Genomic DNA, 13614 nt, shown 5'->3' on the forward strand with positions numbered 1-13614 from the left:
CATGGTCAGGGGCTGGGCCGCGGCCCCAAGCCGACCTCGGCCAGGATGAAATCGGCAATGGCCGGCGTGTCGTTCAGATCGAAGACCGGACGGTCCAGATCCAGCGGCGTGTCGCTGGCCACCGCGCGGATCGTCGGATCGTCGGCGGCGATCAGCGGGTTTCTGGGCTGGGCGCGAAAGGCCTCGACCTTGGGGTGGCGCGCGCGCTTGTAACCCTCGACCAACACCAGATCGACCGGGGACAGACGCGCCAGAAGGTCGTCCAACGGCGGCTCGGGCGCGCCGCGCAGCTCTTGCATCAAGGCGATGCGGCGGCTGGATGCCAGCAGGACCTCGGACGCCCCGGCGGTTCGGTGACGGTGGCTGTCGGTGCCCGGCTGGTCCACGTCAACCGCGTGGTGAGCGTGTTTGACGGTCGAGACACTGAACCCGCGCCCGGTGATCTCAGCCACCAGCCGCTCCATCAATCCGGTCTTGCCCGCATTCTTCCAGCCGGTAACGCCATAGACCTTCATGCCCGCTCCAACAGTTGCTGCGCCCGGATCAGATCTTGTGGCGTGTTGACGTTGAAGAACGGATCGAAAGGATCGGCCGGAAACAGCGCCTCGCGCCCGTCATGGCGGTCGGTCCACAGAACCACCTTGCGCAACCCGTCCATCAGGGCCGCGCGCAGGTCGTCGCGCAGAGCCACCGGCCACAGGCCAAAGGTCGGGTGCCGGTTGACCCGGCGGCCACCGCCGGATTTCAGCGCCTCGTCACCGGTGCGCGGCGTGGTGGCCAGAACCAGCGGATGAGCCTGCCCCTGCGCCGCCAGCATCAGCCGGTCGACCAGATCGCGCGGGAAGAACGGCGTGTCGGCGGCAGCGGTGACGATACAATCAGCGCCCTGCCCCGCCGCCCAATCCAACCCGGCCAGCACACCCGCCAAGGGACCAGCGTAACCCGCGATGCTGTCCGGCAGGACCGGCAGGCCAAGATCAGCAAAGCGCGCCGGATCGCCATTGGCGTTCAGCGCCAGCCCGGCCACCTGCGGCACCAGCCGGTCGATCACATGCGCCAACAAGCTTTGCCCACCCAGTTGCAACAACCCCTTGTCGCCGCCGCCCATCCGCGTGGCCAGACCTCCGGCCAGTATGACGCCGAGGGGGCGTGATGTTTCAACTCCCATCGGCACTTTTCCTTCGGTGCTTCCGGTCCTCGACCGGCACGCTGGCCGGGTCCGCGTCGCGCAGCAGCCGGTCCTCGCCCGACAGGCACACAAAGCGCTGGCCGCGCATCCGGCCGATCAGGGTCAGGCCGACCTCGCGCGCGATTTCGACGCCCCAGGCCGTGAAGCCCGATCGCGAGGCCAGAACCGGGATGCCCATCATCGCCGTCTTGATCACCATCTCCGAGGTCAGCCGCCCGGTGGTGTACAGGATCTTGTCGCCGGCCGCCTCGCCTTCGGACAGCATCCAGCCGGCGATCTTGTCCACCGCGTTGTGGCGGCCCACGTCCTCCATATAGACCAGCGGGCGACTCTCGCGGCACAGAACCGTGCCGTGGATCGCCCCGGCCTGCAGGTACAGCGACGGCGTGCGGTTGATCTTGGCCGCCAGATCATACAGCCACGAGGTGTGCACCTGAACCTGCGGCAGGCGCACGCCTTCCAGCCCCTCCATCATGTCGCCGAACACCGTGCCCACCGCGCAGCCGCTGGTGCGGGTCTTTTTCTTCAGCTTGTCCTCGTACGAGGTTTCGCGGGCGGTGCGCACCACCACGGTCTCCAGATCGTCATCGTAATCGACGCGCGTGATCTCGTCATCGGGGCGCAACATGCCCTGGTTGCGCAAAAATCCCAGCGCCAGATATTCGGGGTAATCGCCGATGGTCATTGCGGTCACGATCTCTTGCGAATTGAGGAAGATCGTCAGCGGGCGCTCTTCGACAACCGAGATACGGCTGACCTCGCCATTCTGGTCCACCCCCTCGACCGCGCGGGTCAACCGCGCCGCGCCCGGATCGGGGGCGATGATGTATTCCGACAGATCGACTTCAGTGGCCAATTGCAACCCTCTCTCTGACCCGCTACTGCTGCGCAGACCACCATAGGATCTAGCCATGGCAACCTCCACATCCAAGTCATACTATTGGCAGGGTTTTCGCGACGGGACCCCGTTCGTCTTCGTGGCGGTGCCCTTCGGCACTCTGTTCGGCGTCTTCGCGACCGAGGCCGGGCTGAACATCGTGCAGACCATGGCCTTTACCTCGACCGTGTTCGCCGGCGCCGCGCAATTCGCCGCCCTGCAACTGCTGCAGGACGGAACACCCACCGCGATCATCCTGATCTCGGCCTTGGCGGTGAATCTGCGGATGGCGATGTACTCGGCCTCGCTGACGCCCTATCTGGGTGCGGCGTCGCTGTGGCAACGCGCCTTCGCCGCCTATCTGACGGTGGACCAGTCCTATGCCTGCTCGATCGTGCAGTTCGAGAAGGAACCAGGCATGACCGTCGCCCAGCGCATGGCGTATTTCGTCGGCTCGGTCACGCCGATCACGCCGCTTTGGATACTGGCCACCTATCTGGGCGCGGTTCTGGGCACGCGAATTCCCGAAAGCTGGGCGCTGGATTTCGCTCTGCCGATCACCTTTCTGGCGATGATCGGCCCGATGATGCGCACCCCGGCTCATGTGATCGCCGCGCTGGTGGCCATCATCGTGTCGCTGCTGTGCGCAGGGGTGCCGTACAATCTGGGCCTGCTGATCGCAGGCTGCGCGGGCATGGTGGCCGGGGCGCAGGCGGAGGTGATGCTGGAACGTAGAAAGGCCCTGCCATGAGCGCGCCCGATCCGATCACCATCTGGACCATCATCCTCGGGCTGGCGATCGGCAGCTACGGCTTGCGTTTCGTCTTCATCGGCCTGATCGGAGACCGGCCGATGCCGCCTTGGCTGCTGCGGCATCTGCGCTATACCGCGGCGGCAATTCTGCCGGCGCTGATTGCGCCGCTGGTGGTCTGGCCGACCGCAACGGGTGGCCAGCCCGACCTGCCCCGTATGTCGGCCGCGGTGGTCGCGCTGAGCGTCGGCCTGATCACCCGAAACGTGCTGGCCGCGATCTTTGCCGGGGCCGGCACGCTGTACGGGATGCTCTACCTACTGGGCTGAGGCCGTCTCAAGCTGGTTGAGCAGCGCATTGTTCGCGGCCAACCCGGCCTGCAGATCGGCGCTGTCATTTTCCCGGTATTCCGTCGTGACGACCCCTGGAATCTGTCCGAACTGATCGGACAGCTTGACCGGATAGAAAGTGGTCTTGATCTGTTCGAACCCTGGCACCTGCTGCAGCAGCCGCGCGGCCGAGTGGGCGCAGTAGGCCCCCGGAACCGGACCCAACTGTTTGGCCACTTGATAGGCGATCTCGGCCTGCTGGGGCGTCACCTGGATGGTCTGGATGCGCGCATAATGCGTCTCACGCGCGTGCGAACTGCGATAGGCGCGCTCGACCGCGGGGGTGATGCCATAAAGAACGTCATCCTTGATCGGCACCACATCGGCACGGAATGACCCGGCCGGGTCGAAGATCACCCGCTCGCTGGCGCTGATCATCAGCGACGTGTGCGCTCCGGCCCCCGTGCGCGTGTTGATCATCGTGTAGAGGGTCAAGGTCGGCGGACCCGAATCGCGGTACGACCGCGCCACTATCTCGGCCGGATCGGCCTGAGGGCGTTGCGAGCCAGTACAGCCCGCCACCGCAACCGCCAGCAGGGAGGCGATCAGAATTCGCAACATGCCGATCTTTTCTGGATCAGGCCGCGAAGATCGCGAGGAACAGAAGAACGAAGAAGATCACCGCCACCGACCAGGTGGTGAACTTGACGAAACCGTTGAAAGTTTTGCTCTGTTCGGTGATGTCCATCTCGCCGTGCTTGTAGTCAGCCATGTGTCCAAGAATCCCAATTCGCGTGTTTGCCCGTTTGGATAAATGATATTTTCGGCCGTGTCACGACGTCAATCGCGCGCAGTTAGACCATCTTGATCCTGCCCCGACGGTTCTCCGGCAAATATCGAACAGTCCGGGTAGCCAAACCCCCAGCGCCACGGCAGTCCGGTGCAGGGCCCGCCGCCGAAACGCACCGCCATATACATCGCCTCGGCCGTAATCGACATGGCCGAAATCACCTGTTGGGGCGTCATGTCATAGCGGGCGGCATAGTCCTGGGCCTGATCGGCCCCGAAATCCTTGACGCATTGGCGCAAGGCCCGGTCGGCGGCGAGGCGCGCGTCATAGCTGGCCTCGGGCGTCACTGCCCCGCCCGCATCGTGATAGGCACGGTCATGTGTTACGCAGCAGGATTCCCACGGCGGGTGTGCCTCGTAGACCGCGGCGAAGCTGGGAAAAGTGTCCGCGACCAATCGCCAGCTGGCCGACATGCCGCCTGAACAGCCGTCGCTTTCGAACGGCGTCAGCGAATGACCCACCGATTGAGAGATCAAGGCCCGGTGAGCCGGCAGTTCCACACTGCGCATCACGTCTTGCGCGGCAACGGGCAGAGCAAGGCAGGCCAAAAGCGGCCACAGCTTACGGGCTTTCATCGCGCATCGCTTCGGTATCGACCGACAGGCCAAAGGTCGTGGCCAACCACAGCAGCAGCCGCTCGCCAGGTTCCATTTCGGCGCGGACACGCAGCACCTCACGCGCCATGGCAGGGCGGTCGGTGATCAGACCATCGACTCCCATCGAGGCCATCGACGACATCTGCAGCGGGTCATTCACCGTCCAGACATATATATCCTTGCCTGCATCATGGACCGAGCGGATCAGCCCGGGCGTGACCATCCCGGCATTCACCGCGACGAAATCGCCCTCCAGCCCGGTCAGATCGCCCACCGCCGTGGCGGCCAGAACGCCGGCGCGCCAGTCCGGGCGCAACGCCTTCATCTTCTGCACCGCCGGGTATTTGAGCGACATGGTGGCGATGTCCTGCTCCATCCCAAATTCTTCGACGATGGCGGCCACGCGGTTTTCCAGGTCCACGTCATGGCCATAGTATTTCAGTTCGATGATGACCTTGGATTTACCATTCGCAGCTTGAAGGACCTCGCGCAGGGTCGGAGTGCGCTGATCGGCATATTCAGGCCCGAACCAACTGCCGATGTCGATCTGCGCCACATCCTCCATCGTGGCATCCCAGACCTTCAGATTGACCCCGCCCAGCTTCATGAAGTCGCTGTCATGGGCCACGATCACCTCACCGTCGGCGCTTTCCTGTACGTCGATCTCGACCCAGTCGGCCCCGTCTTCGATGGCCTTCAGGACCGAGGCCATCGTGTTTTCCGGCCGCAGCGCCGCCGCGCCCCGGTGGCCGATCACGTCGGCATGATCGGGCGCCGATACCCGGTCCAGCACGTCCTGGCTGAACCAGATACCGGCCAGCAGGGCGGCGACGGCGGCGGTGACGGTCACCAAAACCGGGGCACGCAGGTTTCCGGCTTCGGGATGAGGAAGCTCTGCCGCCCGCGGTTCAAAAAACGCATCCAGCAGAACCGCCAGCGCGCCCAGCGCCACCGCCGCCAGCACCAATCCGGCCAGAGACCACAGCCCGGCCACCAGCAGGCTGAGCGTCAGGGCAAACCGCAGGTTCGTGCCCTGTTCGAGAGGTACAAGGTGGAACAACAGGCTGGCCGCGGCGGCAATCAGCGCGGCGATCGCCAAACGTACGACCAGCCACAGCGCCAGGTCGATCTTCAACCGGCCGCGCTTGCCCTCCATTCGCCGGGCACTTTCGGCAAAGGCCCCTGAAGGGGCAACGCCCTCGAACAGCACCAGATGCAGGGCCAGCGCCCAGGCCGACAGGCGGCGGATCAGCACCCAAGCCAACGACAGCACCACGAGTCCGATCAGCGAGACGGCCACCCGGAAAGCGGGCGGGTGAAAGGTCAAGTAATAGTTGATGTCGTATTCGGTCAGCGTCCACCACGCGATCAGGCACGCGACCGCCACGAAGGGCACCGCCAGGACAAGAACGCGCAGAATGAAGCGCACCGCGAAGGAAAACAGCGACGGCAGGCGCGACAGGATCAACCGCAAGGCCGACCCGCCCGCCCGCCATGGGTCACTGTCGCCGATCCTGAGCGATCCGGCCATGACCGAAAAGACGAACACCTCGGCCAGCAGGAACAGGCCCAGAATGACTACCGCCGCCACGAAACCAACCGGCGACAGTATGAACATCGCGATGTCCTGATCGGTCAGCGCTGTTTGATCGGACATCATCACCGCCAGGTTCACGGTGAAAGCGACACCGGGTGCGATCAGCGCGATCAGCAGCAGCCGCACCGCCAGATAGATGGGGACAAAGGTCCGGCGCCGGGCCCAGGCCCCGCGATAGGCATCTGTTACGGTTGAGAAATGTGACACGCCGGCCCCCCTTCGAATGCTGAATTCATTCAAGGCCGCGCAGATGCGAATTGCAAGCGTGACGCTCAGCCTTCCTCGAGCTTGGCCGCTAGGCGGAAGCCGATGCGGGTGGCGGGCTTGTCCTCGACCGTTTTGGGCAGGGCGCGCAGCATGACGTTCAGCTGGCTGACATGCTGCACCAGCTGGGTGCGTGCGCCCGAACCGTCCGAGCCGTAGAAAGTGATCACGTCGGGGTCGAAATATCCCATCCCCTCGATCCGCATCACACCGGCGTCACCGCCGGTAAAGCCCATGGCGACCTCGTGATCGGCATCCAGCGTTTCTTCGAAATTCTGGATGTACAGGATCAGCCGCTCATACGCCCATTGGGCGGGGCTTTTGCTGTTGACCGGCTGGCGCAGGGGTTCGGGCAGATCCTTGGTGCCCGACGTGCTGTCCGGGTCGGCATGCACCTCATAAAACCGGGGCAGAGCCGCCGCTTCGGCGGCCTCGGCCGAGGTTTCGATCTTGTCCTGCATCGTCTCAACCTTTGCGCTGATACACCCATGCGCCGTCCTCACGGCGCGCCCGGGTCACGGCTCCAGTGTGATAAAGATGGTTCAGATGCGCAACCGCCTCGACCAGAGCAAGACCGTATTCACCTTCACGGATGGAACGTTTGAACAGGGGCACAAAACAGTCCGACGCCGCCTTGGGCGCGTTCAGATCGTCCAGCAGGCGTGCAAGAGCGCTGTGATGGTTCTCGATTAGTTGTTTCATGCGGATCGGCAGGCCGACAAAGGGCAGCTTGTGCCCCGGCAACACCAACTGATCGGGCCGCGCCAACTGTTGCAGGCGCTCGCAGGCTTCCAGCCAGTCAGCCACCGGGTCGGCCATCGGTTCGGTGGCATAGACGCCCAGGTTCGGGCTAATCGAGCTGAGGATCTGGTCGCCCGAGATCACCAGATTGTCGTCGCGGCTCCAGAACGTGGCGTGTTCGGGGGCATGACCATTGCCCATATGCACGTCCCAATCACGCCCGCCCATGCGGATCACGTCGCCCTGCTTGATGCGGACAAAGCCCAGAGGCATCGGATAGACCGTGTCGGCAAAATTGAAAGGCCGCTCGGACATGCGCTTGGCCAGGATCTCGGGGGCCATGCCGGCGCTGCGGTAGAACTCCAGCGTCTCTTCCGGCCAGTTCTCCTGCACGTCCAGCGTCAGCATTCGCGCGAACAGCCATGCGGTACGGCTCGAAACCAGATCGGCGCCATGCTCCGACTGGAACCATCCGGCATTTCCGACGTGGTCAGGGTGGTGATGCGTAACCACCACCCGGATCACCGGCTTGCCCGCAAGCGGCCCGGCCATAAGGTCGGACCACAGGCCGCGCGTCTTTTTCGATGAAATCCCGGTGTCGATCACCGTCCAGCCATCGCCGTCATCCAGCGCGTAGACGTTAACGTGGTCCAGCGCCATCGGCAGCGGCAGGCGCATCCACAGCACGCCCTCGGCGATTTCGGTGGCCTGTCCGGGCGCGGGCGGCTCGGGCCAGGGATGGCGAAACGCCGGAGGCCGCGCGCCGTCCATCACGCGGCCAGTTCGTCGGCGCTGAGCGCGAACAGGTCTTTGGCCCCGATCTGCACCTGATCCAGCAGGCCCGCGTATTCCGGCAGGCGCGCGGTGATGTAGTACCGCGCCAGCTTGGCGCGCGGACCATCCGGATCGGCCAAAGCGGCGATCAGGTGGTAATGCGCGCCCAGCACGCGAGCAAAGGCGTTCAGATAGGCCACGGCCCCGGCAAAGCGGTTGTTCATGTCCTCTTGCGCCACCAGCCACTCGGTCGCCTCGCGCAGGGATTCGGTCGCCTCCCATACCGGGCCGGCCAGCTCGGGCACGGTGGCGCGGGCGCGCTCGGCGTGATCTTCGATCTCGTCCAGCAGGCGGGCGGCGGCTTCGCCCCCGTCCATCATCTTGCGGCCAACAAGGTCCATGGCCTGAATGCCGTTGGTACCCTCGTAGATCGCGGTCACGCGGACATCGCGGTAGTACTGCGCGGCGCCGGTTTCCTCGATATATCCCATGCCGCCATGCACCTGAACGCCGGTTTCTGCCACGCGCATGCCGGTCTGGGTGCCGAACGCCTTGCAGATCGGGGTCAGCAGGGCCGCCCGCGCGGCCCAGTCGGCGTTGCCGGTGGCCTTGGCCATGTCGATGGCCGCGGCATTTGCCAGCATGATCGCACGGGCGGCGAACAAGTCGGCCCGCATGTCCATCAGCATCCGGCGCACATCGGCATGATCGATGATCGTGCCCGAGGGCGTCTTGCCCTGCTCGCGTTCCAGAGCATAGGCCAGCGCGTGCTGATAGGCGCCCTCGGCCGCGCCCACGCCCTGCCCGCCGACGCCAAGGCGCGCGTTGTTCATCATGGTGAACATGGCGGCCATGCCCTTGTGCTTCTGGCCAACCAGCCAGCCCTTGGCGCCGTTATACTGCATCACGCAGGTGGGCGAGCCATGCAGGCCCATCTTGTGTTCCAGCGACACCACCTTCAGGTCATTCGCCACGCCCAGATTGCCGTTATCATCGGGGATGAACTTGGGCACCAGGAACAGGGAAATCCCCTTGGTCCCCGGCGCGCCATCGGGCAGACGGGCCAGAACCAGGTGGCAGACATTCTCGCAGAAGTCATTGTCGCCCCACGAGATGTAGATCTTCTGCCCGGTCACCGAATAGGTGCCATCGCCGTTGGGTTCGGCCCTGGAGGTCAGCGCGCCCACATCCGACCCGGCCTGCGGTTCGGTCAGGTTCATCGTACCCGACCATTCGCCCGACATCAGCTTGGGCAGGTACAGCGCCTTGAGCTCCTCGCTGGCGTGGTGTTCCAGCGCCTCGATCTGACCCTGACTCATCAGCGGGGCCAGTTGCAGCGACAGGCAGGCGGCGCTCATCATCTCGTTCACCGCGGTGGTCACGGTCATGGGCAGGCCCATGCCGCCGTATTCCGGATCACCGCTCATGCCGATCCAGCCACCCTCGGCGATGGCTTTCCAGCCATCGGCATAGCCCGGCGAGGTCCGCAGAACCCCGTTTTCCAGCCGCGCGGGGTGCAGATCGCCGGGGCGCTGCAGCGGGGCCATCACCTCTTCGCACATCTTGCCGGCCTCGGTCAGGATGGCGCTGACCACGTCCGGGGTGGCCTCGGCGAATTTCTCGGTCGCAGCGACGTCCTTGAAGCCCACGACGTGTCCCAAAAGAAACTCGTAATCGGAAATAGGCGCGCGATATGGCATGGTTTCCCCCGGAAATCCTGTGTTGGTCGCATTGTCGGGCTTGGCTTCTACGGCCCGCGTCGGTATTCATCCAAGCTTGTTCGATTACCTATCCGTCCGCCTGTTGCAAGCAACCAAAACGCCGCGTCACCAGCCATGAGCTTCCAGAACACGCAGAGTCTGACCGCCGATGCCGCCGGAATCGCCGACGCTGCCGAGTTGCTGCGCCAGGGCCGGCTGGTCGCCTTTCCGACCGAGACGGTCTATGGGCTGGGCGCCGATGCCCGCAACGGCAACGCGGTCGCAGCGATCTATGCCGCTAAGGGCCGGCCCAGCTTCAACCCGCTGATCGCCCATTTCGCCTCAGCCGAGGCGGCGCAGCGCCACGTGGAGTGGTCGGATCAGGCCCAGCAGCTTGCGGATGCCTTCTGGCCCGGCCCACTGACGCTGGTGCTGCCGCTGCGGGCGGGGCACGGGGTGTCGTCGCTGGTGACGGCGGGGCTGGACACGCTGGCCGTTCGGGTGCCGGCCCACCCCACCGCACAGGCGCTGCTGCGCGCGGTCGACGGACCCGTGGCTGCGCCGTCGGCCAACCCATCGGGGCGGATCAGCCCCACCACCGCGGCCCATGTACGCGAAGGTCTGGACGGGCGCATTGCCGCGATCCTGGATGATGGCCCCTGTGCCGTAGGCCTGGAATCGACCATCGTCGGGCTGGCTGGCGCACCGGCCCTGCTGCGCCCGGGCGGTGTCGCCGCCGAGCAGATCGAAGCCGTTCTGGGCACGAAGCTGAGCCATCACAAGCCCGGTGACCTGCTGACCGCACCGGGCCAGTTGCAGTCGCACTACGCCCCGGACGCCGCTGTTCGACTGAACGCCGAACAGCGCCGAGGGGACGAGGTGCTGCTGGGCTTCGGGCCGGTGGCCTGCGATCTGAACCTGTCGGAACGGGGCGACCTGCTCGAGGCTGCCGCGAACCTGTTCGCCTATCTGCACAAACTGGACAAATCCGGGCGTCCGATCGCGGTCAGCCCGATCCCCGGCCACGGCTTGGGCGCCGCAATCAACGACCGCCTGCGCCGCGCCGCCGCCCCGCGCAATTCCTGATCAGGCCCGCCCGGCGCTGGCCGACAGAGTCAGCGGATCCACCCCCAGCGTAGCCAGTGCGGCCTCCCACTTGTCATCGTCGGGCAGATCAAAGACCAGTTTCGAGGTCGCCTCGGCGGTCAGCCAGCCATTCAGGCCGATCTCTTCTTCCAGCTGCCCCGGCCCCCAGCCGGAATAGCCCAACATCAGCATCGCGTTCAGCGGCCCCTTGCCCGCGGCGATATCCTCGAGCACGTCCAGCGTGGCGGTCATGCTGAAATCGCCGGCCACATGCAGCGAATGCAGGTTCGCGTCATAGTCGGAACTGTGCAGAACGAACCCGCGCGACAGCTCGACCGGGCCGCCGAAATGCACGAGGCGCTCGCCCACGATCGGGATCTGACAGGGGATGTTCAACTGGCCCAGCAACGTCTTGACCCGCAGGTCCGACGGCTTGTTCACGATCAGACCCATCGCGCCATCCTCGCCATGGCTGCAGATGTAGACCACCGAGTGGTCAAAGCGGGGATCGCCCATTCCGGGCATCGCGATCAACAGTTTTCCGGTCAGATCCATCGGTTGAAGACTCTTTCTTCGTATTCCCCCACAATGGCCCCGCGTGCCCCGGATTGGCAAGGGATCACGCCAGATTTCGCAGCTTTGCCGCAGGTGACCGGAACGTGACTTGGCAAACCGGGCCACAACACGCATGTATGAACCATGACCAGCATGTTCAAATCCCTTGCCACGATCCTGTCGACCTGCCTTTTTCTGGCCGCGCCGGTCCGGGCGCAGGGCGTGGACGACATCGTGCAACTCGACATCCTGGATGGAGGGCTGTCGCAGGACGGCACCTATCTGGGCGCTCTGCGCCTGCGGCTCGAGGATGGCTGGAAGACCTATTGGCGCGCGCCCGGCGATTCCGGCATTCCCCCTCAGTTCGACTGGGGCCGGTCCGACAATGTCGGCGCGGTGTCCGTCATCTGGCCCGCACCCGAGGTATTCGACCAGAACGGCCTGAAATCGATCGGCTACGCCAGGCAGGTCGTGCTGCCGATCAAGATCACGCCCAAGACCGCTGGCCAGCCGGTTCGGCTGAGGGGCGAGGTCGATCTGGGCGTCTGCAAGGACGTGTGCATTCCGGCCACGCTGGGCTTTGACCACGCGCTGGACGCGGGCGCGCCTCGCAATCCCGCCATTGCAGCGGCATTGGCGCAGAGGCCCTATTCCGCGCGCGAAGCCGGCGTATCGTCCGCCACCTGCCACCTGAAACCCACGGCGGATGGCCTGTCGGTGCAGGTCAGGATCTCGATGCCGCCGGCCGGCGGTGCCGAAGTGGCGGTGATCGAACCGAGCAACCCCGCGCTGTGGGTATCACCGGCCGAAACCACCCGGCAGGGCGGCACCCTGATTGCCTCGGCCGAGGTGGTCAGCGCCGACGGCGGGCCCTTTGCTCTGGACCGGTCCAACCTGCGGATCACAGTTCTGGGCGCGCGCCACGCAGTCGACATCCGCGGCTGCAGCGCCGGTTGACCCTATGAGCCGGTTCCCCCGAATCGGCGCCCTGGCCGTGGTGGTGCAGGACGGGCAGGTGCTGCTGGTACAGCGCAGCAAGACCCCAGATGCGGGGCTTTGGGGATTTCCCGGTGGGCATGTGGAGTGGGGCGAGACCGTCCTGCAGGCCGCAGCCCGCGAGTTGCTAGAGGAAACCGGCGTGACCGCCAGCCCGCAGCACTATCTGGGCAACCTGGACCTGTTGCACCGAGATGAGACCGGGCAAGTCCGCGCGCACTACCTGCTGGTGGGGGTGGCCTGCCGGTTCGAGTCGGGCACGCCCAAGGCCGGCGACGACGCGCTCGACGCGGCCTGGTTTCCCACCGAACGTATCCTGAGCGGCGCCCTGCCGATGAGCGCGCGCGTGCCGGAGCTGCTGATTCAGGCCCTCGCCCGGGCCGAGAACCGCGCATAGAGCAGGCTCGACACCAGCATCCCGACGACCAGAATGACCACGGCTCCTGCCGCAAAGGCACCCAGCCCCATGTGCAGGATCGCAGGCCCGTCAGGCCCGCCGTAAAAGCCCGCGACAACCCCGGCCGGGGCGCCCGCAACCAACGGCCAGACCATCGTGACCATCATCCACATCAGCATCGCGGCACCGGTACCCATGGCCGAGGCGCGCACCACCCGGTCCGGCGCGCGCAGCGCCCTGCGCATCGCGGTCATGGGGCGGGCAACGTCATTCAGTATGGCCAGCAGCGCCGGCACCAGCAACAGAACCAGAACCATGCCGAACGCCAGCCCATAGACCAGCGTGATCACCGTCGGCTTGAGGAACTGAGCCTGTTGCGACCCTTCGTACAGAAGTGGGGTCAGCCCCAGAACCGTAGTCAGCGTGGTCAGCATCACGGGCCGCAGACGGTCGGCCGTGCCTTCGATGATCGACGGCACCAGCCCGCGCTCCTGCCGGTATTGGTCGATGGTCGTGACCAGCACGATCGAGTCGTTGATGATGATCCCGGTCATGCCCAGCAACCCCACCACAGTGAACATGCTGAGCGGAACATCCCAGATGTAGTGACCCCAGATCGTGCCCACCAGGCCGAAGGGGATGATCGACATCACCACCAGCGGTCGGGTCCAGCTGGCGAAGACCCAGGCTAGCACAAGGTAGATCCCGGTCAGGCACAGGATCAGCCCGGTTCGGGCCTCGGCCAGGAATTCGTTTTCCTGCTCGCTCAGGCCGGCCATGCGCCAGTCGACCTGTTTGTCGGCGGCGATCTTCGGTAGAATCTCGTCGTGCATGGCGCGGGCGATTTCCGCAGCGCGGGCCGGGTCATCCTCGGAGATGTCGCCCTTGACCGTCACCACCCGCAGCCCGTTC

The 13614-nt window shown here is 65.3% G+C and carries 17 protein-coding genes; 5 read left to right on the forward strand and 12 right to left on the reverse strand.

Features of this window, described 5'->3' with window-relative positions; genetic code table 11:
* Window positions 1–5 precede the first annotated feature (5 nt).
* Genes mobB through AC2FM3_RS14370 form a run of 3 tightly spaced genes read right to left on the reverse strand, consistent with a single transcriptional unit; the run spans window position 6 to window position 2102 of the window.
* The gene (gene mobB / locus AC2FM3_RS14360; protein WP_496683027.1) at window positions 6–515 is read right to left on the reverse strand and encodes a molybdopterin-guanine dinucleotide biosynthesis protein B; all 510 of its coding nucleotides are present in this window, start codon (window positions 513–515) and stop codon (window positions 6–8) included.
* Window positions 512–1168 carry a molybdenum cofactor guanylyltransferase MobA gene (gene mobA / locus AC2FM3_RS14365; protein ID WP_496683030.1) on the reverse strand — a complete coding sequence of 219 codons (657 nt, stop codon included), beginning with the start codon at window positions 1166–1168 and terminating at the stop codon, window positions 512–514. Before mobA ends, mobB begins: the two co-directional genes overlap by 4 nt.
* The gene (locus tag AC2FM3_RS14370) at window positions 1158–2102 is read right to left on the reverse strand and encodes a formate dehydrogenase accessory sulfurtransferase FdhD (protein ID WP_496683032.1); all 945 of its coding nucleotides are present in this window, start codon (window positions 2100–2102) and stop codon (window positions 1158–1160) included. The genes mobA and AC2FM3_RS14370 overlap by 11 nt, the downstream gene beginning before the upstream one ends.
* Between AC2FM3_RS14370 and AC2FM3_RS14375 the strand changes: the two genes are divergently transcribed.
* On the forward strand, window positions 2101–2817 hold the full coding sequence (locus AC2FM3_RS14375) for an AzlC family ABC transporter permease (RefSeq protein ID WP_496683033.1): 717 nt from the start codon (window positions 2101–2103) through the stop codon (window positions 2815–2817). The genes AC2FM3_RS14370 and AC2FM3_RS14375 overlap by 2 nt on opposite strands.
* Window positions 2814–3146 (forward strand): AzlD domain-containing protein, encoded by a 333-nt coding sequence (locus AC2FM3_RS14380; RefSeq protein ID WP_496683035.1) that lies wholly within the window; start codon window positions 2814–2816, stop codon window positions 3144–3146. The genes AC2FM3_RS14375 and AC2FM3_RS14380 overlap by 4 nt, the downstream gene beginning before the upstream one ends.
* On the opposite strand, the gene AC2FM3_RS14385 is transcribed toward AC2FM3_RS14380, so the two are convergent.
* From AC2FM3_RS14385 to AC2FM3_RS14415, 7 genes are all read right to left on the reverse strand, one after another.
* Window positions 3135–3767, reverse strand: a complete 633-nt coding sequence (locus tag AC2FM3_RS14385; RefSeq protein WP_496683037.1) for a hypothetical protein — start codon at window positions 3765–3767, stop codon at window positions 3135–3137. The genes AC2FM3_RS14380 and AC2FM3_RS14385 overlap by 12 nt on opposite strands.
* A gap of 16 nt (window positions 3768–3783) precedes the next feature.
* Complete coding sequence (locus AC2FM3_RS14390; RefSeq protein WP_496683040.1) at window positions 3784–3918, reverse strand: aa3-type cytochrome c oxidase subunit IV; 135 nt, start codon at window positions 3916–3918, stop codon at window positions 3784–3786.
* 68 nt (window positions 3919–3986) lie between these two features.
* Window positions 3987–4571: a hypothetical protein gene (locus AC2FM3_RS14395; RefSeq protein ID WP_496683043.1), complete on the reverse strand. Its 585-nt coding sequence runs from the start codon at window positions 4569–4571 to the stop codon at window positions 3987–3989.
* Window positions 4558–6396 (reverse strand): glycerophosphodiester phosphodiesterase family protein, encoded by a 1839-nt coding sequence (locus AC2FM3_RS14400; protein ID WP_496683045.1) that lies wholly within the window; start codon window positions 6394–6396, stop codon window positions 4558–4560. The genes AC2FM3_RS14395 and AC2FM3_RS14400 overlap by 14 nt, the downstream gene beginning before the upstream one ends.
* Window positions 6397–6461: 65 nt before the next feature.
* On the reverse strand, window positions 6462–6914 hold the full coding sequence (locus tag AC2FM3_RS14405; protein ID WP_496683048.1) for a DUF6173 family protein: 453 nt from the start codon (window positions 6912–6914) through the stop codon (window positions 6462–6464).
* 4 nt (window positions 6915–6918) lie between these two features.
* Window positions 6919–7965 (reverse strand): MBL fold metallo-hydrolase, encoded by a 1047-nt coding sequence (locus AC2FM3_RS14410; RefSeq protein ID WP_496683049.1) that lies wholly within the window; start codon window positions 7963–7965, stop codon window positions 6919–6921.
* Window positions 7965–9668: an acyl-CoA dehydrogenase gene (locus AC2FM3_RS14415; protein ID WP_496683051.1), complete on the reverse strand. Its 1704-nt coding sequence runs from the start codon at window positions 9666–9668 to the stop codon at window positions 7965–7967. The genes AC2FM3_RS14410 and AC2FM3_RS14415 overlap by 1 nt, the downstream gene beginning before the upstream one ends.
* 135 nt (window positions 9669–9803) lie before the next feature.
* Between AC2FM3_RS14415 and AC2FM3_RS14420 the strand changes: the two genes are divergently transcribed.
* Window positions 9804–10754 (forward strand): L-threonylcarbamoyladenylate synthase, encoded by a 951-nt coding sequence (locus AC2FM3_RS14420; RefSeq protein WP_496683054.1) that lies wholly within the window; start codon window positions 9804–9806, stop codon window positions 10752–10754.
* Here the strand turns inward: AC2FM3_RS14420 and AC2FM3_RS14425 are convergent, their stop codons facing one another.
* A complete protein-coding gene (locus AC2FM3_RS14425) occupies window positions 10755–11309 on the reverse strand; it encodes a YqgE/AlgH family protein (protein WP_490359821.1) in 555 nt (184 codons plus the stop codon).
* A gap of 144 nt (window positions 11310–11453) precedes the next feature.
* On the opposite strand from AC2FM3_RS14425, the gene AC2FM3_RS14430 reads away from it, so the two are divergent.
* Both AC2FM3_RS14430 and AC2FM3_RS14435 read left to right on the forward strand, forming a co-directional pair.
* Window positions 11454–12266 carry a protein-disulfide reductase DsbD domain-containing protein gene (locus AC2FM3_RS14430; RefSeq protein WP_496683057.1) on the forward strand — a complete coding sequence of 271 codons (813 nt, stop codon included), beginning with the start codon at window positions 11454–11456 and terminating at the stop codon, window positions 12264–12266.
* A gap of 4 nt (window positions 12267–12270) precedes the next feature.
* Window positions 12271–12702: an NUDIX hydrolase gene (locus AC2FM3_RS14435; RefSeq protein WP_496683059.1), complete on the forward strand. Its 432-nt coding sequence runs from the start codon at window positions 12271–12273 to the stop codon at window positions 12700–12702.
* Here AC2FM3_RS14435 and AC2FM3_RS14440 read toward each other — a convergent pair.
* Window positions 12669–13614 (reverse strand): efflux RND transporter permease subunit (locus AC2FM3_RS14440; protein ID WP_496683062.1); only part of this gene is annotated, 946 nt, incomplete at its 5' end. The genes AC2FM3_RS14435 and AC2FM3_RS14440 overlap by 34 nt on opposite strands.

The organism is Ruegeria sp. BHSB172 (assembly GCF_059613165.1).

Coding starts and splice junctions, on each gene's coding strand:
- mobB (WP_496683027.1), bottom strand. CDS start 515: ATGAAGGTCTATGGCGTTACCGGCTGGAAGAATGCGGGCAAGACCGGA.
- mobA (WP_496683030.1), bottom strand. CDS start 1,168: ATGGGAGTTGAAACATCACGCCCCCTCGGCGTCATACTGGCCGGAGGT.
- AC2FM3_RS14375 (WP_496683033.1), top strand. CDS start 2,101: ATGGCAACCTCCACATCCAAGTCATACTATTGGCAGGGTTTTCGCGAC.
- AC2FM3_RS14370 (WP_496683032.1), bottom strand. CDS start 2,102: ATGGCTAGATCCTATGGTGGTCTGCGCAGCAGTAGCGGGTCAGAGAGA.
- AC2FM3_RS14380 (WP_496683035.1), top strand. CDS start 2,814: ATGAGCGCGCCCGATCCGATCACCATCTGGACCATCATCCTCGGGCTG.
- AC2FM3_RS14385 (WP_496683037.1), bottom strand. CDS start 3,767: ATGTTGCGAATTCTGATCGCCTCCCTGCTGGCGGTTGCGGTGGCGGGC.
- AC2FM3_RS14390 (WP_496683040.1), bottom strand. CDS start 3,918: ATGGCTGACTACAAGCACGGCGAGATGGACATCACCGAACAGAGCAAA.
- AC2FM3_RS14395 (WP_496683043.1), bottom strand. CDS start 4,571: ATGAAAGCCCGTAAGCTGTGGCCGCTTTTGGCCTGCCTTGCTCTGCCC.
- AC2FM3_RS14405 (WP_496683048.1), bottom strand. CDS start 6,914: ATGCAGGACAAGATCGAAACCTCGGCCGAGGCCGCCGAAGCGGCGGCT.
- AC2FM3_RS14410 (WP_496683049.1), bottom strand. CDS start 7,965: ATGGACGGCGCGCGGCCTCCGGCGTTTCGCCATCCCTGGCCCGAGCCG.
- AC2FM3_RS14415 (WP_496683051.1), bottom strand. CDS start 9,668: ATGCCATATCGCGCGCCTATTTCCGATTACGAGTTTCTTTTGGGACAC.
- AC2FM3_RS14420 (WP_496683054.1), top strand. CDS start 9,804: ATGAGCTTCCAGAACACGCAGAGTCTGACCGCCGATGCCGCCGGAATC.
- AC2FM3_RS14425 (WP_490359821.1), bottom strand. CDS start 11,309: ATGGATCTGACCGGAAAACTGTTGATCGCGATGCCCGGAATGGGCGAT.
- AC2FM3_RS14430 (WP_496683057.1), top strand. CDS start 11,454: ATGACCAGCATGTTCAAATCCCTTGCCACGATCCTGTCGACCTGCCTT.
- AC2FM3_RS14435 (WP_496683059.1), top strand. CDS start 12,271: ATGAGCCGGTTCCCCCGAATCGGCGCCCTGGCCGTGGTGGTGCAGGAC.